The following is a 22,033-nucleotide window of genomic DNA, read 5'->3' as shown; positions in this document are numbered from 1 at the left end:
TAATCGTAACTAGTTTTCTACCAGTGAGTAAAGGACTTATGCCGGCAGGTAAACACTAAACGTAGAGCCTGTGCCTATCTGGCTGCTGGCGGTAATGGCTCCCCCATGATTAGCCACCACTTTTTCACAAATGGCTAATCCGATACCGGTTCCTGAAAATTGATTTCGACCATGCAACCGCTGGAAAACCTGAAAGATCCGGTCCAGGTATTTCTCATCAAAGCCTACGCCATTGTCAGAAACGTCGATGCAGTGATAAGCCTGCGTTAATCGAATAGGATTCACAGAAAGCGGTAAATCCGCAGCTGCTACACGCCTGGTCTGTATGCGGATAAGGGGTGGCCCTTCTGACTGATCGGGTTTGCGAAATTTCAAGGCGTTGCTCAGCAAGTTTAAAAAAAGCTGTCCGAGCTGGGAAGCGTCACCCATCACAGTCGGTAGGGGGCCTACTTCAATACGGGCAGTCGTTTCCTGAATAAGCAACTCCAGATCGGTCAGTGTCAGATCAATTACATCTGTGAGCGAAACGGGTTTAAGGGCTTCTGGCTGGGTGGAGATACGTGAGTAGCTAAGCAGATCGCGAATCAGGGTAGACATTCGGCTGGCCGCTGACTGCATCCGATTTAAGTAATTTATGCCCTCGCCCAGTTGGCCGCTGTATTGATCCTGTAAAAGATCGCCGAATTGCTGAACCTTGCGCAGGGGTTCCTGCAAGTCATGACTGGCAATATAAGCGAATTGCTTAAGGTTTTCGTTTGAGCGATTTAATGACTGATTGGTCAATACCAACGTAGCATTCAGATCGATCAACTGTTCATTGCTGCTTTGTAAGTCGATCTGCATCTGTTTCTGGGGCGTCAGGTCCGTCAGAATTAAACTCAGACAGGGTCCTTCATCAAGCATCAAAGGAGTAGCCGACACTAAACAAATAAGCTCGCTTTCGCCATGCCTCAAACTCATTTCTTCCTTTGATGGATTTTGCCAGCTTTCCTGAAAAAAACCGTCATACCTGAGACGGTATTCGGGAGAAACGTAGTTTGCAAAAGGAACACCTATTACGTTGGAAAGCGGCTGTCCGACAATCGAAGCAAATGTGGAATTACTGTAAAGAATGAGCCCGCGCTTATCGAGCGTAACAGCTCCTTCATGCATTGTTTCGATAAACACCCGGTAGGTCTGATCGGCGGTTTTCAACGTGTACAGTTCATGCCCGTCACTGCCTTCAACGACCAGTGCGTCAATTTGACCTGTACGAATAGCCAGAATGGTTTCCATCGCTTCCTCCAACTGGATACGCAATAGCTCATTTTCCGCAACTAACTGATCGTATGTTTTTGGCCGATCCATCAACTGACAATACCTAACTCTTTGATTACCCTGTTTATATCTGATAAATCGCCAATCAACCGACGTTCTGGTAGAGGAGCCAGTTTGATTAATAAAGGCAATGCAATCAGTTGCGCAGATTCAGCCAGCTGTTTCTGCTGATGTACATCAATTATCTCCAGGGTGTATTGACCCTTCAGGTAAGTTTCACAAATATATTTGATATTTGCTATAGCCCGGACAGAATGGCTCGAAGCGCCGGCTACAAACAAACGTAGTTGATACGTATGGTTATTACCATCCAGATCGAAATTGGAAACCTCTGATGGTTCACCCATAGCCTTTTACTTTGCCGAGCGAATATCTAAACCCACCAGCACTTTCTCTTCGTTAGATAGATCACCGATAATCTTCCGGATTGGCTCAGGCACTTTTTTCACCAGCGTAGGAACGGCCAGAATCTGGTCGCCAGCTGCCAGTTGAGGTTGTATCAACAGATCGACTACCTCAATAACGTACTTGCCTGGCAAATGTTCTTCGCAGTATTTCTTCAGATTATTTAAGGCCGCAACTGATTTAGCCGTTTTGCCAGCTACATAAAGCCGTAATTCCCAAACATCTTCCTGTTGATCCATCAATTAACTAAACCTATATAACTAAATGATATGCGTTACTGTCCACTATGTCGGTTGCGCGTGAGCTGCTCCCGATTTTGCTCCAAAATTTCTTTGCGCAGTTCTTCTTCGGTAAAGGTTTTATTTAATTCCTCACGTACCGACTCAAACTCTTCTTTCAGGCTGGCAATCTTGGATTCGAGAACCAGACGTTTCCGTTCAATCTCCCGGTCTTTGCGCGAAACCGCATAATCATGCAGGGCCACTCCCGTAACTTCCTGTAACTGCTGAGCTTCGCGTGCTGAGCCAACCAATACACCATCAGCCCCTAAATACACATCGATCAAATTCAACCCTTCATCAGTAATGACAAACTCCCGAACCTGATTCGAGTGCTTCATACCCCGGGATTTCATTACGTACAGTCCCCGATTACGCTCACCATTTGCTTCAATATCTCGCAAGAGTAGCCAGGCGTCGACCAGCGATGAGACTCCCTCGTCGGTCTGTTCGTTAACCACCGTGATCAGGGAAAGCGCCGTGAAGACAACTGTAATTTGTTCGGCCTGTAAAAAATCAATCAATCGAATCAACATAGACCGTACTTCACGCAGGGTACCGATTGTAACCAGGTTCGTGATGGGGTCCAGCACAACGACCTGCGGTTTAAACTGATTAACCAGTTTATGTATCGTCACCAAATGCATCTCTAATCCATTAAGTGTTGGACGCGATGCCTGGAACCGCAGCAAGCCTTTATCAACGTGCTCTTTAAGATCAACTCCAATAGATTGCATATTTCGGCAAATCTGCTGGGGTGACTCTTCAAAGGCTAAAAAAAGTGCACGTTCTCCACGTTGGCAGGCAGCGTGGACGAATGAAGCCGCAAGGCTAGTTTTACCCGTACCCGCCGTACCAGAAATCAGGATGCTGCTTCCTCTAAAAAATCCTTTTCCCTCCAGCATCTGATCCAATGCCGGTACGCCAGACGAAACTCGCTCGCTGGATACGGGATGATCCAGAGTAAGTGAGGTAATCGGCAATACCGAAATTCCGTCTACATCAATCAGAAAGGGGTATTCGTTGGTACCATGCATCGACCCCCGATATTTAACGATACGTAGTAATCGGGTAGAAATCTGATTATCGATTCGGTGATCCAGAAGAATAACACAGTCCGAAACGTACTCCTCCAGTCCGTGTCGGGTTAGCTTGCCGTTTCCTTTTTCGGCCGTAATTATAGTCGTTACCCCTTTATCTTTTAGCCAGGAGAAAAGTCGTCGAAGTTCACTCCGCAAAATACTCTCATTCATCAGGCTGGAAAATAGATTCTCGATAGTATCCAGCACTACCCGTTTGGCCCCAACGGTATCAATAGCATAACCTAACCGGATGAATAATCCGTCCAGATCATATTCGCCCGTTTCTTCAATCTCACTCCGGTCAATGTGGACATGGTCAATTTTGAGGAGTTGGTCTTCCTGAAGCTGCTGAAGGTCAAACCCTAGCGAAGCTACGTTGGCAGCCAATTCTTCGGCCTTTTCTTCAAACGCCATGAACACGCCCGGCTCATTGAACTCAAGCGCTCCGCGGGCAATAAACTCCAGGGAAAACAAGGTTTTGCCGCAACCCGCTTCACCGCAGATAAGGGTTGGACGTCCTTTCGGTAAGCCGCCATTGGTAATTTCATCCAGGCCAATTATTCCCGTAGGAGTTTTAGGCAATAGAGGAAGTTTGTGTGTACTGACGTTGGAAGAACTCATTCGTAAAGTTGTGAAACAACAAACTTATCAAAAATAAGTATAAAATTACAGTATCATATCTACAACACTACATGACCGTTTTCTTTATCGAAATGGTAATTCGCAAACTATCTGTCCCTCCATCGCTCTGGTTTGTAAATAATTGCTTCAGGTGCGTACAATGAGACTTTTATCAGCAGATAGACTCATAGCTGATGTAGCCCGGTCAGTTATCGTTTTCTAACGTAGTGATTTCACCAAGTGTTTGAGCCTTTGAGTTTATTACTGGTCAGAGGTCGCAGTGATTGACACATACTCTTCAGACATGATCTGCTGAAGGACCTATACGAGTCCGTTTCACGGATTTTACTACTCTGCACATTCATTCCCATTAGTCCAAATGGTGTCCCCCCTAGACCTGAGCCCTCCAATCCATTCCTGACGCTTCACAAAGCTTCTTAACATTATGACCCTAACCCTAGAAAATCCCGAAGACTGCAACGACATCCAGCAACTACGTGAGTGGGTGCTGCTCTTACAGGATAAAAGCCAATGTTTAGTCTATTAATACCAGACACTTCAAATAGAAACGATCGGGAGCTTGGGTTATTTGATCACAAAAACCGCTCTTACGCTTTACTCTGACAGACAGGAAGCTGCATCGATAGTTAAAGGTAAAACAGCGTGTTAAACTTGTGCAGACTACTTTTTCACAGCACAATCCTTCACGGACGTAGTGGGCAGAAAATGAAATAAGTTAAGCGTTCGGAATAGAACTGAGTCAGGCTATTGTTCTGTCTCAGTTATTTTATGCCATTGTCGACACATTTGATCTCAATTCATGGGGTAATAAGGTTAGACTAGGGGGCGGGCTGAGCTACTTTACAGAAGATCACCAAACGGGGCCGTTGTGGTAGAGATCCACTTAGTTGACCTACATAAACGGTACTGTCTCTGGCAATGCTGATCGATCCATAGCTGTTGGTTGTATAATCTTTATCCACTAAACTCTGCCAGCGATTACCTACTAACCGCTGCACCGTCAGCTTGCCCTGCCGTGCCTGATCTCCATACGTCAGGTAAGGTAGTCCACGAGGGGTAATGGCCATGCTTGGCCTAAAGGCATAGTAAGGTGAACTATCCTCTTCACCCACCTTAGTCCAACTCTTATCAACATATTGCTTCACACTAGGTCGATGAGCCCCGTTGAGGTAAACTATATAAGGCACATCCTGAGCTGATACCATCAGCGAAGCGCTGGTAAGCTCCCCCCAATGGTCAATCATACTGACTGACTGCCAGCGGCCGGCAACCCAGGGCTCGGCCATCAGCGCATAACCTTTCTCAGCGTCCCTATAGGCCAGATACAGAATGCCTGTACTTGAGACCGCTAAGGCAGGATAGATGGTTTCCCGGCCGGCAAAGCCGCCCCCTGTGAGGGATTGCCAGTTCCCGTTTTGAAAGCGCTGTACGACTACCTGGCTTTTATCCGTATAGTTCGCTCTGTCCTCATAAGCGACATAGGGAGTGCCGTCTGGTCCAATTACAAGCGAAGGTTCCGTAGCCATACCCTGAGAAAACCCAGCTTTGCCCACTACTTGCCAACTTCCATTGACAAACCGCTGAACGGTGAGCTTGAGCTGGTTTTCTACATCGGTGTAGACAACATAAGGTAGCCCATCAGAAGAAAGGGCTAGTTGAGGATTTTGCGCCCCGCCTAGCGAAAAACCGGGTCGTCCCACGAACTGCCAACTGCCTTCGGCGTAGCGTTGGAGCGTGAGCCGACCTGTTTGCGCGCCGTCCTGGTAAGCAAAGTAAACGGCCCCATCGGGCGCCACCTTACAGCTAGCCGACTCGCTATGTTGTACGAACGTACCGCTGGAAAGACCTGTGGTGACTAAGACCGTATCCCGATAAATCAGCGGTTGAGTATCTTTAGGTTTACATGATTCGATTCCCAAGAGATTAGCAAGCAGCCCTATTAGGCAAGCGGGCCTTGCCCAACGAAAAACTTGGGATAGTTGATTACTCATGACTTGTGATGGAGTTAACAAATATATTATGATTATGGATGATATAATCTTCGACTTAAGGTAAGACTAGTGCCCTCTGTGCGTAAATGAATCACCTTCTACAAATTCAATCCCGTCGCTTTTCATATCGACCAGAGCACTATCACGAGTAGCAACGAACTTTACGTACCTGGCATCGTTAAGCCGTCTACCAAGCCGGTATACTTCTTCAAGTGTCACATCACCCCCTTTTCTTTTAATAGTTGAACAATTTCACCTGACTTTTCAGAAGTCTCATTCGAGGCTCTAAGAATTAAATCGAGTTTTCTGACCTGTCTTATACTTATGATTTATTGATCAATATAAATAGCTGTGTTTGCAAATACGTATGCAAACAAAAAACCGCCAACGTTACTGAAGGCGGTTTTTCTTTATAACAATTTGATTATCAGAGAGCCAGTGGAGGGATTCGAACCCCCGACGCGCTTGCGCATCCTGATTACAAATCAGGCGGAATCGACCGCTATCCGACACTGGCAACAACTTTACAACTCGCTTCCGAATTGTGATGCAAAAGTAGTGAATTTGGCGAATACTCACAAGACGACTGGCAAAAAAAGCGGAAAAGATAACCGAAATCCAGGCAACTATCTTTTCCGCTTTTTAAAGTCAATTATGCCTGTGCTACGCGTAATTGATGCCGAAGATCGGCCAATTGCTTTTCCGCTTCAGCGATTTTCTTATCAATATCGGCGCGAAGTTTATCAGCGTTCTTCGAGCGGGCAAAAAATTCAATATTATTCCGATACGTAGCAATATCGTTTTCAATCGACGTAATCCGCCGACGAATATCGTTCTCCCGCTTGTTGCCTCCATCACGATCACCCCGATTGAAATCACGGTCTCTGCCACCTCCGCGCGTAGCTTCGGCTTCACTCTGAAGCATGATACGTTCCTTATCTTTCGCTGGGATCTTACCTGTAGCACCAACCAACGCATTTACAGCATTGATATACCGCTTCTGAGTAGCCTGCATATCTTTCTTCGGAACAAAGCCAATAGCATTCCACTCTTTCTTAAACTCATTGAGTTGCGAAAGATCAGCGTTAGCCGTTGCGGCTGCTTCGATACGTTCAATCAACGCTATTTTCTGAGTCAGATTTTCTTCAAACTCACGTTCCGTTTCCTGATTTTTTGTGCGTTTCTTATTAAAGAATGCATCACAGGCAGCCTTAAATCGATCGAAAATCGTGTTCTTCTGTTTCTCTGGAACTTGACCGATATTTTTCCATTGCCGCTGCAGCTCAATAACTGTTTGGGTGGCTTCGGGTGATTCTTCTCCGGAGGCCAGGATGGCTTCAACCTGTTCACAGAGCTCTGTTTTAGCCCGCAGATTTTCTTCCCGCTTGCTCTCCAGTTGTTTAAAAAACTCACCCTTATTGTGGAAGAACGTCTTCAAAGCGGCCCAGAATTTCCGGCTTAACTCCTTACCTTCTTCGCGAGGCATAGGGCCTTTGATGGCATTCCAGCGATCCTGCAATGCCATTACCGCTTTCGTTTTGTCGTTCCAGTCGTTAATGCTGTTGGACGTAAACGACGTAATAGGCACTAGCTCCTCGTAAATAGCCGACTTCTCTTCGTAGAGCTGAGCGGACTCCTTACGCTGTTCGTTAGTTTGGCCACGGCGTTTGTCGTATAGTACGTCCAGGGCGGCTTTCATCCGCCCCCAAAGCACTTCCTGCTCAGCTTTGGGCGCTGGTCCTATATGTTTGTATTCTTCAAACAGCGCGTTGGCTTCGTCAATCGTTTGTCGTGTAACGGGCGTTTCTTCCGAAGCTTTCGCCATTGCTTCCACCTTCTCGATCACTTCCGTTTTGAGCGTGGCGTTACGTTTCCGGTCGAGTTCCTTTAATTCAAAATAGATATTACGATTGCTATAATACCGATCAACCAGCGCATGATACGTAGCCCAGAGCGTAGCGTTATGGGGAGAGTTCATGTTTCCAGCCGCTTTCCATTCGTCCTGGATTTTCTTGAACTCATTCCAGCTTACTTTGGGGTCGCCTGCATTATTTTCATCGTTTTCGACTAATTCACGCAGACGAGTCAGCAACTCAGTCTTTGACGCAAAATTGGTGTCTTTCGCTTTGTCCAGGTTCTGAAAATACGTGTTCTTCAGACTTTTGATCTGCTTATAAAGCTCGTCGAAACGCTGAACTAAATCATCGTATTTGTATTCGAAACCCTCTTCAGCTCCTGTCTCAGCTGTGTAAGCCTGTAGGGCAGCTTCTCGTTCGGCCCGCTTCATCTGATCGAAGAATGGCTTCACTTCTTTCAGGATCTGATCCGCTTTCTTAAAGTCGCCGGGCGTTACAGATGCTGCACTGACCGCAGCCATTTGTGTTTCGAGCAGATTCACAAAATCCGCTTTCGAAAACTGGCTGTAATCAACTGCTGGCTGAGCCGATACTTCATCTTCCGACTCAGGCACATCAGCGTACTGCGTCTTGATTTCGTAACTAACCGGGGTTTCGTCGACAGGAACGTCCGGAACATCAGCGTCAGCAGGCAGTTCACCGGCTGATTGAGAAGGAGTTGATTCAGCCGACGGAGTAACCGACTCGTCAACAGGAGCTTCGCTGCCTGATTCATCTACAGATGCTACGGGGGCGGCAGTCGACGTATCCAGCGTGGCAACAGGGATTTCCTCTGCTGTCTGTGGTTCGACGGCCAGTGGTAAACCCTCAGCGGAGTTTTCGGGGGTACCCGAAGCGTCTGCTAAAGGCTGAGAAGTTGTAGCCTCAACTTCAGATTCAGAGGTGACCTCAGCAGAAGTCGGCCCGGCTGAAGAAGGTTCAGCGGGTATTTCAGAGGGTTTGGGAGTATTTACTGCCAACGAGCCAGCAGCCTCAGTAGTGGTTGCTGGTTGCTGGTTAATTTCCTGTTCTTGGTTTGCCATGTTGGGAACGTACCGATTACTTTTGCAAAAGTACGATTATTATACGAATTTCTCTGTAATACGGTAATTGAAAAGCCAAAGGCAACCTACTGAATGTCGGCAGCAATCAGCGATTTACGAAATGAATATACATTGAGCGGTTTAGATACTACCGACGTATTATCTGACCCAATTGCCCAGTTTCGGCTGTGGTTTGATGCCGCTCTCAACGCCCATGTACCTGAACCTAATGCCATGCACGTTAGTACGGTTACGGCCGAGGGACGTCCGGACGGGCGAATTGTGCTGCTCAAGGACGTATCCGATACGGGATTTACATTCTTTACCAATTATGAAAGTCGTAAGGGAAAAGAACTTACCGCCCGTCCCTTTGCTACGTTAACTTTTTTCTACCCCGAACTCGAACGCCAGATACGTATCGAAGGACGTGTCGAAAAAGTAAGTCCGGAAGAATCGGACGCTTATTTCAATAGCCGCCCACGCGGTAGCCAGATTGGAGCCTGGGTATCGCAGCAAAGCACCGTTATCGACAGCCGTAGTGTATTGGAAAACCGGCAGCGTGAACTCGAAGCGCAGTTTGCCGGACAGCCTGTGCCTCGTCCGCCTTACTGGGGCGGTTTTCGGGTCATTCCCGACGTACTGGAATTCTGGCAGGGTCGGCCCAGCCGCCTGCACGACCGTATCCGTTACCGAAAAGACGGCGATAACTGGCTAATCGAGCGGCTATCGCCGTAAGGATTGACTGGTTGAATGATTGAATTAGCTGACTCACATCTTATTTAATTACTCAATCATTCAGCCAGTCAATCCTTACGGTAAAAACCGGAACGAGGCTGCTTTTGGAGAAAACCTCCTTCTCTATTGTAATTATGACCGGCAGTAAAGCCAAAACAACGCAGGTCGTTTCTTCCCGAACGCTTTTTAGTGTCATTTCGGCTTCGTCGGTCGGAACGCTCATCGAGTGGTACGATTTCTATATTTTCGGAAGCTTAGCCGCGATTCTTTCCTCCCAGTTTTTTCCGAAAGACAATCCGACCGCTGCGCTTCTTTCTACGCTGGCGACCTTCGCGGCTGGCTTTGTGGTGCGTCCGTTTGGCGCACTGGTGTTTGGTCGGCTGGGCGATCTGGTTGGTCGAAAATACACGTTCCTGGTTACGCTGGTACTGATGGGCGGCTCTACATTTGCCATTGGCCTCATTCCGGGCTATGCCACCATTGGCTTCTGGGCTCCCCTACTCGTCTTGCTGCTACGTTTAATTCAAGGGCTTGCGCTCGGTGGCGAATACGGCGGAGCCGCTACCTACGTAGCCGAATACGCGCCCGAAGGCCGACGTGGTTATTATACCAGCTTTATTCAGACAACCGCTACGTTAGGCCTGTTCGTATCGCTGGGGGTGATTCTTATTACGCGGGATGCCCTCGGCGTAGACAAATTTTCGGATTGGGGCTGGCGAGTGCCGTTTATCCTGTCGATTCTGCTGGTTGCAGTTTCGATTATCATTCGGATGCGCATGGCCGAATCGCCGTTGTTTTCCAAATTAAAGTCAGAGGGGAAAGTCTCGAAAAATCCACTGGCAGAAAGTTTTGGTAAAAAGCAAAACCTGAAAATGGTACTGCTGGCGTTATTTGGGGCCACAGCCGGGCAGGGCGTCATCTGGTACACGGGGCAATTTTACGCGCTGTCGTTTATTCAGAAAGCCTGTAACATCGAGTTTGTCCAATCGAATACCATTGTGGCCATTGCACTGCTGGCCGCTACGCCCTTGTTTGTTGTGTTTGGCGGTTTGTCGGATCGGATCGGTCGTAAAGGTATTATGCTGGCGGGCATGGCGCTTGGCGTATTGACGTACCGCCCGATTTATGATAAGATGTATAGCCTGGCCGATGTGACTCAGAAGCAGGAATTTACTGATGCTCAAACCATCAATCGAACACTGGCGAAGCAGGAGAACGGCGATTTAGTAACAACAATGACCACCACACACGTCTACGCGGGTGGTCTGGTTGCCAAAGAAATCGAAAAGAACGTAGCACCGGCGAAAGCAGCCAGCGTAGCGCCTAAACCCGAAAAAACGAAAGCGGTTACGTTACCTACGGACGATTTCTGGCTGATGGTGCTGCTGGTGTTTGTACAGGTGGCGTACGTAACGATGGTGTACGGACCAATTGCCGCATTTCTGGTTGAGCTTTTCCCAACCCGGATTCGTTATACCTCGATGTCGTTACCCTATCATATCGGCAACGGTATTTTCGGGGGTCTGACTCCCTTCATCGCAACAGCCCTCGTTGCGACGGCAACCAAAGCCAACGAAGCCACGGCCGGTTCGGTCGACAAACCTTATCTGGAAGGGCTTTGGTACCCAATTCTGGTGGCGAGTGTCTGCTTTGTCATTGGCGTATTGTATCTGGACAAAAAAAGTTACAGGACTGCCGATGATTGATCGTAAAAAGACCTTATAATCTTTTCTTCATCCCTTACAGCTATGGATGCTCTCAAAAAATACCTCGGTGTTGTCTGGATACTACTCGGTATATACGTTGGTTACGACCGCATTACGGACAGCCTGACTAAAATTAGCAGCGATCAGCTCGAAGACCGTGTTTTTGGCTGGGTTGTACTATTAGTACTGGTTCCTATTGTTGTTGGCGGATTGATTCTGTTTGGCAAGTACGCCCTCGACGAAGAATATAAATCCAATGAGTGAACACTAGAATTTTGAATGAGTGAATAGTTTTGTAAACCTTTTGGTCGTTCCACTAGTAACGCGTTATTCAATCATTCAATAGTCAATTATTAAAATGCGTATCCGAACCTTTGACGAATACCAGGCTGCTTACCAGAAAAGTGTTGACGATCCGGAAGAATTCTGGGCTGAAATCGCGCAGAATTTCCAATGGCGAAAACCCTGGACCAAAACCCTGCAGTGGAATTTTGACGAACCCAATGTGAAGTGGTTCATTGGTGGCAAACTCAACATTACGGAAAACTGCCTCGACCGGCACTTAGCCGAACGGGGAGACCAACCCGCTATCATATGGGAACCCAACGACCCAAACGAAGCGGGCGTTACGTTAACGTACCGGATGCTCCACGACCAGGTTTGTCGGTTTGCCAACGTATTGAAACGGAACGGCGTTGTGAAAGGCGACCGCGTGTGTATTTATATGCCGATGGTGCCCGAACTGGCTATTGCCGTACTGGCCTGCGCCCGTATTGGTGCTGTGCATTCGGTAGTTTTTGGTGGTTTTTCGGCGCAGAGCATCGCCGACCGCATTAACGACGCGCAGTGTAAAGTTGTCGTTACGGCAGATGGGTCGTATCGGGGTAACAAAGAAGTTCCGCTAAAAAATACCGTCGATGATGCGCTGATTGGATGTCCGAGTGTTCAGCGTGTTATTGTCATGACGCGTACCCGCACACCCGTTTCGATGCTGAAAGGGCGCGATGTGTGGTGGGAACAGGAAATCAAGCAGGTTACGGCCGACTGCCCCGCCGAGGAAATGGATGCCGAAGATATGCTGTTCATTTTGTATACGTCTGGCTCAACGGGTAAGCCTAAAGGCGTCGTACATACGTGTGGTGGCTACATGGTTTATGCAGCCTATACCTTCCAGAATGTATTTCAGTACGAGCCAGGGCAGATTTTTTTCTGCACCGCAGACATTGGCTGGATTACTGGCCATAGCTACATCGTTTACGGTCCGCTCGCCAGTGGCGCTACGTCCATCATTTTTGAAGGCGTACCAACATACCCAGACTGTGGCCGCTTCTGGGACATTACCGACAAATACAACGTTAATATTCTGTACACGGCTCCAACGGCAATTCGGTCATTGATGGGCTTTGGCTTAGATAAAGTTGAAAATCACGACCTGAGTAGTTTACAGGTACTCGGTTCCGTTGGTGAGCCGATCAACGAAGAAGCCTGGCATTGGTACGACGATCATATTGGTAAAAACCGCTGCCCGATTGTCGATACGTGGTGGCAGACCGAAACGGGTGGGATTCTGATTTCGCCGATAGCCGGTGTTACGAAAACCAAGCCAACCTACGCTACGTTGCCACTACCCGGTGTTCAGCCGATCCTGGTCGATGAAAACGGCCAGGAAATTGAAGGCAATGGCGTCAGCGGAAACCTGTGCATGAAATTTCCCTGGCCGGGTATTCTCCGCACTACGTATGGTGATCACGAGCGCTGCCGCCAGACGTATTTCGCTACGTATCCGGGCCTGTATTTCACCGGCGACGGCTGCCTCCGCGACGAAGACGGTTACTACCGCATTACGGGTCGCGTCGATGATGTACTGAACGTATCGGGTCACCGCATCGGTACAGCTGAGGTCGAAAACGCGATCAACATGCACACGGGCGTAGTGGAGAGCGCCGTAGTAGGCTATCCACACGACATCAAAGGGCAGGGAATCTACGCGTATGTGATTACGGAAAACCAGGCCGGTGGTCACGACGACGAATTGACCAAACGCGACATTCTGGCAACAGTCAGCCGGGTAATTGGCCCCATTGCCAAACCCGACAAAATTCAGTTCGTTACGGGCTTGCCCAAAACCCGCTCGGGTAAAATCATGCGCCGGATTCTGCGCAAAATTGCCGAAGGCGACACCAGTAATCTGGGCGACACCACTACGTTACTTGACCCCTCGGTAGTGGATGAAATTAAAGCCGGGGTAATTTAAAGCTTTTGAAAATAGAATACGTAGTAACGCCGGACAGAAACGCCCGGCGTTTTTTGTCAGGTCAAATTGATTTAAAATGCTCATTTTTTTGTTGCAATAGGAGAAGCGGCCCGGCGTTTAATACGTCCGAATTATCCATAGGCACTGACCGCGGCCTTACCACCAACAAATCTATGAAACTACTCTACAGTTATTTACGGCGCTATTGGGGCCTGCTGGCACTCGCGCTGCTTCTGGCAGCGATCAACCAGATTTTCTCACTGCTCGATCCGTACATTTTCCGGAAAATCATTGACCAGTACGTAGTAAAGCCGGGCGGAAGCCTGCGAACCATCGACTTCTGGGGATTTCTGAAAAATGGCGCTGGTCTGCTGATTTTACAAGCCCTGGGCGTAGCGATGGTAAGTCGGATTGCCAAGAATTTTCAGGATTACTACGTCAATGTGATTACCCAGCGGCTCGGTGCCCGACTCTATACCGATGGGCTTCGTCATTCGCTCGATTTGCCGTATCAGGTTTTTGAAGATCAGCGTTCGGGCGAGACACTGGGCAAGTTGCAGAAGGTACGGACCGATGTTGAAAAGCTGATCCAATCATTTGTGAATGTGCTCTTTACGTCAGTCGTTGGGATCATATTTGTCATGTGGTATGCCGCTACGGTCTATTGGCCCATTGCTCCGGCTTATTTTCTGACTATTCCGCTGTTGGGATTCGTGAGTTCGCTGCTGAGCAAAAAAATCAAGACCGTCCAGAAAACGATCGTGGCCGAAACGACCGCACTGGCTGGTTCAACGACGGAGAGTTTACGGAATATCGAGCTGGTAAAAAGTCTGGGGCTGGCCCAACAGGAAACCGAACGGCTGAACGCGACGACGGATAAAATTCTGAAGCTCGAACTCAAAAAAGTGCGTTACATCCGGTCGCTGTCGTTTGTGCAGGGTACGTTCGTGAACCTGCTACGTAACGCGATCATGCTACTCATGCTGTTTCTGGTGGTACAGGGCAAAATTACGGTCGGTGAGTTTTTCTCGCTGTTTATTTACTCCTTCGCCATATTCGGACCGTTGCAGGAACTAGGCAATATCATCAACGTATATCGGGAAACGGAAGCGTCGCTGGCTAACTTTCAGCAAATTCTGGATACGCCCCGCGACGTTAAACCAGCGCTCCCACAACCGGTTAAGTCTCTCCAAACACTGGCTTTTGAGAATGTTCACTTCAAACATCTCACTGCCGAAAAACCTGCCCTGGACGGGATTTCGTTTGATGCCGAAGTTGGTGAAACCATTGCGTTTGTTGGCCCCAGCGGATCAGGGAAAACTACGCTCGTAAAGCTGCTCGTTGGTCTGTACAAGCCCCTGAGTGGTCAGATTTTATACAACGGCATTCCTGGAAATGAGGTAAACCTGGACGAGCTACGTGAACAAATTGGCTTCGTTACGCAGGATACGCAACTTTTTGCCGGAACCATCCGCGAAAACCTACGCTTCGTAGCGCCCAACGCTACGGACGAGGAATGCATGAAAGCGCTGCATCAGGCAGCCGCCGACTCATTACTGGCCCGTGCTCCGCAGGGACTTGATACAGTCATTGGCGAAGGGGGTGTAAAAGTATCCGGTGGCGAAAAACAGCGATTGAGCATTGCTCGCGCGCTGCTCCGCAAACCGGCTCTGCTGGTATTCGACGAAGCAACCTCCGCCCTGGATTCATTGACTGAAGAGGAAATTGGCCGAACAGTACGTGATTTATCCGGTTCACGCCGACACATTACGATCCTGATTGCGCACCGCCTGAGCACGATTCTTCATGCTGACCGGATTTTTGTGCTGGAGCAGGGACACGTAGTAGAGCAGGGTCGTCATGAGGAGCTATTGGCGCAAAAAGGATTGTACTACGCGATGTGGCGCCAGCAGATCGGCGAACGTAAAGAATTAGTGACTGCCTGATTAATAAACGAAACAAGAAAGCCGATCCATCCAGATCGGCTTTCTTGTTTCGTTTAGTATGGACTATTCTTCCAAAATATCAGCCAGTACGGTTTCAAACCCAACCAGTACGTCCTCACCCAACAATTTTTCGGTAAAAGCCTTCGTTTCAACAGGTTTTTCAGGCCGATAGATTTAGGTTAGCTTTTCATTGGGCGAAACCAACCACGCTAGTCGAACACCATTGAGCAGCCATTTTTCCATTTTTACTTTAACCGCTTCCAGGTTATCTGAATCGCTGAGCAGTTCCAGCACAAAGTCGGGTGCCAGATATGGAAACGAATGTTTCTCTTTTTTACTTAGTGCATCCCACCGCTCACGCCGAATCCAGGCTACGTCGGGTGCCCGCATTGATTTGTCTTTCAGAAAGAATCCACCGCTCGAGTCGAAGACTTTGCCAGCTTTGGCTTTTCGCTTCCAAATTCCTATTTCAGTATTTAATTCGCTGTTGTTGGAACTCGTTAATAAATGAGTTGGAGACATGTCGATGTATAAGGTGCCGTTTTCGTCACGCTCCACGTTCAGTTCGGGATTAACCAGGCAGAATCGGACTAATTCTTCATCGGTGAAGCGGTCAAGTTGGGGAATATTCAGAGGCAATTGCATAATCGAGTATGTCTTCAGCTACTAGCAAATCTACTGAATCACGTAACAGCATCAAAGTAGGTAGCTTCCACGTTCGTAGATGTGGCTTCCATGATCTATTATCACCAGCAAGGCCTGAAAGCGGTTTATTTGATAGACATTCAATCTCTTCAGAGTTAGTCCGTTGGCCGCTACGTTACTTATCTTACAGCAATCGACCCATGTGCTCACTTTACAAAAAACTTTTTTCATAAAAAATTAGTTGATATATCAACAAGACATTACATTTGCGCCATGGTTATCGACAAAGAAGCAGAACTACGGGAGAAAATATCGGGGCGGATGGGTAAGCTGTCCATCTTTACAATTACCCATGTGGGTCATTTGATGGGTAAAAAAGCAAACCGGGAACTGATCCGGTCGGGCTTTAGCCTCCAGCTTGAGCAACTGCCGATTCTGTTTACGATCTACTTTTCAGGCGATGATTTGCTGTCGCAGCAGGAGATTGCTAACCTGCTTCATAAGGATAAATCAGGCATTCAACGCTCTATACGTACACTCGAACGGGATGGCTATTTACGTATCGTACCCGATGAGGTTGATCGACGCAAAAATCTGGTCAAATTAACTCCGGCTGGTCAGCTGGTTATTGAGAAGGTTATTCAAACCGCCGAAGGGATCGACAAACAGGTAACCGACCAGTTGCCAGCAGAAGAACTCGCTTCCTTTATGGCGACGTTGCGGAAAATTTCCACCCTATTAGATAAATAACTTTTTTTATTCAACTAGTTGATATATCTACTGTAGACACGTCAACTTAATTTCACTTATGAAACATAAAATTGCACTGGGCTTATTATTTCTGCTGGCACAAAGTGGCTGGGCCCAGTCAACGAACAGCTTTCGGCTAAAAGACTGTATCGACTACGGTCTGCAGCATTTTGGAACGGTACGTATCGCGCAGTATCAGGTTCAAACGGCGGATCAGCAGGCTCGGCAGGCTTTAGGGCAGTACTTACCTCAGATATCAGCAACGGGAACAGCTACAAACAATATTAAGCTGCAAAGGAGCGTCATTCCGGCAGGAGTTTTTGGGCCTGAACCACAAGTATTTATTATTGGGCAGAAATACCAGACCAACCTGACCGCACAGGCTTCCCAAACGATTTATGATCGGTCGCTGCTATTGGGTATTAAAGCCAACAAGCCGAATCAGCAACTGGCCGAGTTGAATACTCGTCAAACCCGTGAGGATATTATTTATAATATCGCCAGCAATTACTATCAGGTGTTCATCGCTCAGCAGCAGATCGCACTGCTACGTGACAACCTGCAGCGGACGCAGCAAGTACTGAATATTCTGAAACTGCAACGCGACAACGGTGTTATTCAGCCCGTCGATTATACACGCACCGAAGTGAGTTACAATAGTACGCAATCGCAGTTGACGCTGGCGGAGAATGATTTGAACCTGGCTTACAATCGTCTGAAGTATCAGATGGGTTTACCAGACGATCAAAGTCTGGTCTTGGCCGACTCAACGCTGCTTACGCAGCTTCCCGTTGTTGAACAGACGCCATTTGACGCCCAAAGTCTGGTTTCGTTCCAGCAGGCGGCTACAAATCTGGAGCTGCAACGGCTACAACTGAAACGGATTCAGGCTGGTTATATACCCACGCTGAGCCTGACCGCTAACTATGGTACTGTCAATCTGGGTGCGCAGACAATTGATAAGCTATTCAGCAACTTTGTCGGTTTTGGCAGTTTTGGCCTGCGGCTGAGTATCCCTATTTTCGACGGTTTCCAACGCGATGCGCAGGTGAAACAGCAACGGCTTACCGTACTAACGCAGGAAGAACAGCAGCGCCTGAACGTAGCCGCTTACCGGCTTCAGTTCAACAACGCTCAGTCGCAGATTCAGAAAGCGCAGACCAACGTAACAAACGGCGACCGGAACGTAAAGCTGGCTCAGGAAGTCTACAACATCACTACGCTGCAGTACAAACAGGGCGTTAAGTCGCTGACCGACCTGGTCAATGCCGATACGTCATACCGCCAGTCGCAATCAGACTATATCAATTCCCTCATTAATCTGTATCAGGCACGTCTTGATCTCGAACAATCGAAGGGTACCTTACTTAATTTCTATAATCAACTCTAACCGGGCCGCCGGAGCGGTCGTTAGCAGGCAATACAACCAAAAGCCATGAAAAAGACAACCTTAATTATCATTACGTCCGCTATGGTCCTCGTTGCGCTGATCGGTTTTCGGCTGGCGTCGAACAAAGAGAAGATCGATGCGCAGAACAAACCGGTCGTCAATACAAACGTATCCATTCCGGTCACGACTACGCAAGTCGAAGAAGGTGCTGTTAGTCAGCAGCTTGTTAAAACCGGCAATCTGATTCCATTCCGCGAAGCTAACATTACGGCTACCACAGCGGGGAAAGTTACGCGGGTCAATTTTAACCTGGGCACGCAGGTGAGTCAGGGGCAAACGCTGGTTGAGCTGGATAACCAGCTTAAAGAACTTTCGCTTCAGGCTACGCAGCTTAACATCGACAAACTGAAGAAAGACGTAACGCGGTATAACACGCTTCTGGCCGGAAACGCTACGACGGAAATTCAGGTAAACGATACAAAATTCAATTACGAAAACGCAGTCAATCAGGCAGAACAAATCAAAAAGCAGATTCAGGATGCTAACGTAAAAGCGCCGATCAGCGGTCAGATTGTTCAGAAAGGCATCGAACCCGGTGTGTACATTACTGTCGGCAGTACGCTTGGCAAAGTCTTGGACGTAGCGCGGTTGAAAGTCAACGTACTGGTGAACGAAAGTGATGTGTATCAGCTCCGCAAAGGCCAGTCGGTGAAGGTTACTGCCGACGTATTTCCGGGCCGGACATTTAACGGACAGATTTCGTACATCGCACCGCAGGGTACCGACGAACACAATTACCCGGTCGAAATCACGATCAACAGCGCCGGTGGCCTGAAAGCCGGTACGTTCGTAAATGTTGATTTCTCGCAGAAGTCGAACCAGAAAGCTTTACAGATTCCACGTATTGCGTTAGTTGAAAGTATCAAGAATCCGTATGTCTATGTAGTAGAAAACAACGTAGCGCGTCAACGCAAAATCTCGGTTGGCCGCGACTTTGGTGATACCATCGAAGTACTGGGTGGGCTATCTGCTGGCGACGTAGTGGTTACGACGGGTCAACTGAACCTGAGCGAAGGCAAAAACGTGCAGATTACAAAGTAAATTGAACGTATCTACGGGCCGGACCACGTTCGGCTTTGGCCCGTGCGTGAGGATGAATGAGATACGGGCTTAGCCCATAGATACGATCTAAAAAACCAAGTCATGTCAATAACTGAGATAGCCATTAAACGGCCGTTACTGGTAACGACCATTTTCACCGTACTGATTTTGTTTGGTGTGCTTAGCTACCAGCAACTTTCGTACAATCTGCTGCCAAAATTTGAAGCCAACGTTATTAGCGTGGCTACTACGTACCGGGGCGCTTCGGCCGATGAGGTGGAAACGAACGTAACGAAACGGATTGAAGACGCGCTGTCGTCGCTGGAAGGGCTGGACCGCATGACAGCCACCTCGCAGGAAGGCGCTTCGATTGTGATCATCCAGTTGAAAAACGGCGTCGACGTAACGCTGGCGCAACAGGATGCACAACGGAAGCTTGAGCAGATCATCAACCTCTTACCGGATGATGTTGACCGCCCGATTCTCAATAAATTCTCGACGGACGAAATTCCGGTTCTGCGAATGGGCGTAACGGCAAACCTGTCGCCAACCAAGCTGTACGATCTGATTGACGACGAACTGAAACCACAGCTTTCGAACGTAGCGGGCGTTGGACAGGTGAACGTCATCGGCGGTAGCGAGCGCGAAATTCAGGTGAATGTGAATGCCGAAAAGTTACGCGGATACGGTGTTTCGATTGGTCAGGTTTCGCAGGCCATCAACGCGGCTAATACCAGCTACCCGGCCGGTCAGCTGGAAACGCGGAAATCGCAATATTCAATCCGTTTCGATGCTTCGGTCGAAACCACCAATCGGTTACGTAGCCTGGTTGTTGCCCGCCGGACGGATGGTAGTGAAGTGCAGTTGAAAGACGTAGCGGAAGTGGTGGATGCAACGGCTAAACCAACGGCCATCAACCACATCAATGCGCTGCCTTCCATTGGCGTACAGATTCAGAAACAATCGGACGCGAATGCGGTGTCGGTGAGTGAGTTAGTTCGGGCACGTATCGCTACGTTGGAAAAGCAGCACAGCGATGTTAAACTGAAATTCAACATTGCCTCCGACCAGTCGACCTATACGCTGGCTTCGGCCCATGCCGTAGTCGACGACCTCTTTCTGGCCGTGCTGATCGTGTCGGTTGTGATGCTGTTGTTCCTGCACAGTTTCCGGTCGTCGCTGTTCGTACTGGTTGCCTTGCCCTCCTCCATATTACCAACATTTGTGCTGATGTATTTATCGGGTTTCTCGCTCAACCTGATGACCCTAATGGCGCTTTCGCTGGTAGTCGGGATTCTGGTCGATGACTCTATTGTGGTTCTGGAAAATATTAACCGGCACCTCGAAATGGGCAAAGATCGGGTGAAGGCTGCGCTGGAAGGACGTAATGAAATCGGCTTCACCGCCCTAGCCATTACGTTGGTTGACGTTGTGGTGTTCGTACCGCTGGCCATGACAGGTGGCTTGATTGGCAATATTCTGCGGGAATTCTCGCTGGTTGTTGTGTTCTCAACGTTGATGAGCTTACTCGTTTCATTTACGCTAACGCCTTTGCTTGTTTCGCGTTTCGGAAAACAGGAAGCCCTGAATCCGAACTCGTTATGGGGTAAATTAAACCTCGGCTTCGAGCATCTGCTAGACCGTATTACAGCGGCTTATGGACGCATTTTAGAAACCGTACTGGGCCATAAACGCTGGGTTTTCCTGGCCGTTATTGCCTTGCTGATTGGCTCGATTGCCTTAGTTCCAACCGGTTTTATTGGCGCGGCCTTTATGCCGCAAAGCGATCAGGGCGAAATGAGCGTACAGTTGGAACTGGCGCCTACAGCCTCTATTTATCAGTCTAACGAAATATCGCAGCGGGCCGAGCAGATCATTATGAAGCACCCGGAAGTCACGAACGTTTTCACGAACGTCGGCTACACCAGCAGCGGTATTGCTACGTCCTCCAACAGTAACATCGTTGATCTGAACGTAAAGCTGATCGATAAAGACAAACGTACCGTATCGACTGACGATTTCGGGCAGATTCTGAAACGGGAAGTTGGGCAGATTCCGGGGGTGAAAGTGACCGTGAGTCCGGTCGGTATTGTAGGGGCATCGCAGGCACCGATTCAGATCGCGGTGAAAGGGACCAACATGACAACGATTCGTCAGGCCGCCACTCAGATCAGAAATGTGGTTACGTCGGTTCCGGGTACGCAGGATGTTAAGTTTTCGGTGAAAGATCCGAAGCCTGAAGTAACCGTTAGTCTGGACCGTGAAAAAATGGCACAGCTAGGTATCAGCGCATCGGACGTAGGGATCGCCTTACAGAATGCATTCCGTGGAAATGACCTGTCGAAATTCAAGCAGAACGGGAACGAATACGATATTCTGATCAGTCTGGACCGTTTCGACCGCACAAACCCGCAGGATGTCAGCCGCTTAACGTTTGTCAATAATCAGGGCAGAACTTTCGAACTGTCGCAGTTTGCGAAGGTGCAGGAACAAACCGGCGAAAGCGTTCTGGAACGTATCGACCGCCTTTCCTCAATCACAGTTAACTCGCAGGTTATTGGCCGTCCGGTGGGTACGGTGGGTGCCGACATTCAGGCGAAAGTGGCGAAACTACAGCTACCCGAAGGGATTTCGGTTCAGTACCTGGGTCAGTTACAACAGCAGGCCGATGCGTTCGGTAGTCTGGGCCTGGCCTTAGGCATTGCTATTCTGCTGGTGTACTTCATCATGGTGGCGCTCTACGAAAGTGTAGTTTATCCGTTCGTCGTGTTGTTCTCGATTCCGGTGGCCTTGATCGGTGCGTTGCTGGCGCTGGCTTTGTCGATGCAAAGCCTGACCGTGTTCTCCATTGTG

General features: G+C 48.6%; 16 protein-coding genes and 1 tRNA gene. 9 read left to right on the top strand and 8 right to left on the bottom strand.

The genetic code is table 11. From position 1 onward, the window contains the following. Positions 1-36: 36 nt before the first annotated feature. From ACOJS8_RS20815 to ACOJS8_RS20785, 7 genes are all read right to left on the bottom strand, one after another. The gene (locus ACOJS8_RS20815; protein WP_420150478.1) at positions 37-1,347 is read right to left on the bottom strand and encodes a sensor histidine kinase; all 1,311 of its coding nucleotides are present in this window, start codon (positions 1,345-1,347) and stop codon (positions 37-39) included. Further along, positions 1,347-1,664: a circadian clock KaiB family protein gene (locus ACOJS8_RS20810; RefSeq protein WP_420150477.1), complete on the bottom strand. Its 318-nt coding sequence runs from the start codon at positions 1,662-1,664 to the stop codon at positions 1,347-1,349. The genes ACOJS8_RS20815 and ACOJS8_RS20810 overlap by 1 nt, the downstream gene beginning before the upstream one ends. A gap of 6 nt (positions 1,665-1,670) precedes the next feature. Then, positions 1,671-1,961 (bottom strand): circadian clock KaiB family protein, encoded by a 291-nt coding sequence (locus tag ACOJS8_RS20805; RefSeq protein ID WP_420150476.1) that lies wholly within the window; start codon positions 1,959-1,961, stop codon positions 1,671-1,673. A 35-nt stretch (positions 1,962-1,996) separates the two neighbouring features. Next, positions 1,997-3,703, bottom strand: coding sequence for a circadian clock protein KaiC (gene kaiC / locus ACOJS8_RS20800; protein ID WP_420150475.1), 1,707 nt, complete (start codon positions 3,701-3,703; stop codon positions 1,997-1,999). Between the two features lie 839 nt (positions 3,704-4,542). Next, positions 4,543-5,643, bottom strand: coding sequence for a hypothetical protein (locus tag ACOJS8_RS20795; protein ID WP_420150474.1), 1,101 nt, complete (start codon positions 5,641-5,643; stop codon positions 4,543-4,545). 505 nt (positions 5,644-6,148) lie between these two features. Next, positions 6,149-6,232 (bottom strand) — tRNA-Thr (locus tag ACOJS8_RS20790). A gap of 135 nt (positions 6,233-6,367) precedes the next feature. Continuing rightward, positions 6,368-8,653, bottom strand: a complete 2,286-nt coding sequence (locus ACOJS8_RS20785; RefSeq protein ID WP_420150473.1) for a DUF349 domain-containing protein — start codon at positions 8,651-8,653, stop codon at positions 6,368-6,370. A gap of 93 nt (positions 8,654-8,746) precedes the next feature. Between ACOJS8_RS20785 and pdxH the strand changes: the two genes are divergently transcribed. From pdxH to ACOJS8_RS20760, 5 genes are all read left to right on the top strand, one after another. Continuing rightward, on the top strand, positions 8,747-9,388 hold the full coding sequence (pdxH, locus tag ACOJS8_RS20780) for a pyridoxamine 5'-phosphate oxidase (RefSeq protein ID WP_420150472.1): 642 nt from the start codon (positions 8,747-8,749) through the stop codon (positions 9,386-9,388). Positions 9,389-9,522: 134 nt separating this feature from the next. Then, positions 9,523-11,094 (top strand): MFS transporter, encoded by a 1,572-nt coding sequence (locus ACOJS8_RS20775; RefSeq protein WP_420150471.1) that lies wholly within the window; start codon positions 9,523-9,525, stop codon positions 11,092-11,094. A gap of 42 nt (positions 11,095-11,136) precedes the next feature. Then, a complete protein-coding gene (locus ACOJS8_RS20770; protein WP_420150470.1) occupies positions 11,137-11,358 on the top strand; it encodes a DUF6814 family protein in 222 nt (73 codons plus the stop codon). Positions 11,359-11,452: 94 nt separating this feature from the next. After that, positions 11,453-13,348 (top strand): acetate--CoA ligase, encoded by a 1,896-nt coding sequence (gene acs / locus ACOJS8_RS20765; protein ID WP_420150469.1) that lies wholly within the window; start codon positions 11,453-11,455, stop codon positions 13,346-13,348. A gap of 173 nt (positions 13,349-13,521) precedes the next feature. Further along, positions 13,522-15,294 carry an ABC transporter ATP-binding protein gene (locus ACOJS8_RS20760; RefSeq protein ID WP_420150468.1) on the top strand — a complete coding sequence of 591 codons (1,773 nt, stop codon included), beginning with the start codon at positions 13,522-13,524 and terminating at the stop codon, positions 15,292-15,294. A 174-nt stretch (positions 15,295-15,468) separates the two neighbouring features. Here the strand turns inward: ACOJS8_RS20760 and ACOJS8_RS20755 are convergent, their stop codons facing one another. Then, positions 15,469-15,939, bottom strand: a complete 471-nt coding sequence (locus ACOJS8_RS20755) for a Uma2 family endonuclease (protein WP_420150467.1) — start codon at positions 15,937-15,939, stop codon at positions 15,469-15,471. Positions 15,940-16,212: 273 nt separating this feature from the next. Between ACOJS8_RS20755 and ACOJS8_RS20750 the strand changes: the two genes are divergently transcribed. The 4 genes from ACOJS8_RS20750 to ACOJS8_RS20735 form a co-directional block, all read left to right on the top strand. Next, positions 16,213-16,689, top strand: a complete 477-nt coding sequence (locus tag ACOJS8_RS20750; protein WP_420150466.1) for a MarR family winged helix-turn-helix transcriptional regulator — start codon at positions 16,213-16,215, stop codon at positions 16,687-16,689. 58 nt (positions 16,690-16,747) lie between these two features. Next, positions 16,748-18,079 carry a TolC family protein gene (locus ACOJS8_RS20745; protein WP_420150465.1) on the top strand — a complete coding sequence of 444 codons (1,332 nt, stop codon included), beginning with the start codon at positions 16,748-16,750 and terminating at the stop codon, positions 18,077-18,079. 45 nt (positions 18,080-18,124) lie between these two features. Then, on the top strand, positions 18,125-19,180 hold the full coding sequence (locus ACOJS8_RS20740) for an efflux RND transporter periplasmic adaptor subunit (RefSeq protein ID WP_420150464.1): 1,056 nt from the start codon (positions 18,125-18,127) through the stop codon (positions 19,178-19,180). A 102-nt stretch (positions 19,181-19,282) separates the two neighbouring features. Next, the coding region (locus tag ACOJS8_RS20735) for an efflux RND transporter permease subunit (protein WP_420150463.1) at positions 19,283-22,033 on the top strand (2,751 nt) is incomplete at its 3' end.

Origin of the sequence: Spirosoma sp. (assembly GCF_048594605.1) — a bacterium.
Classification (GTDB): Bacteria; Bacteroidota; Bacteroidia; order Cytophagales; family Spirosomataceae; genus Spirosoma.
This window is presented reverse-complemented; position numbering and strand designations above follow the sequence as displayed.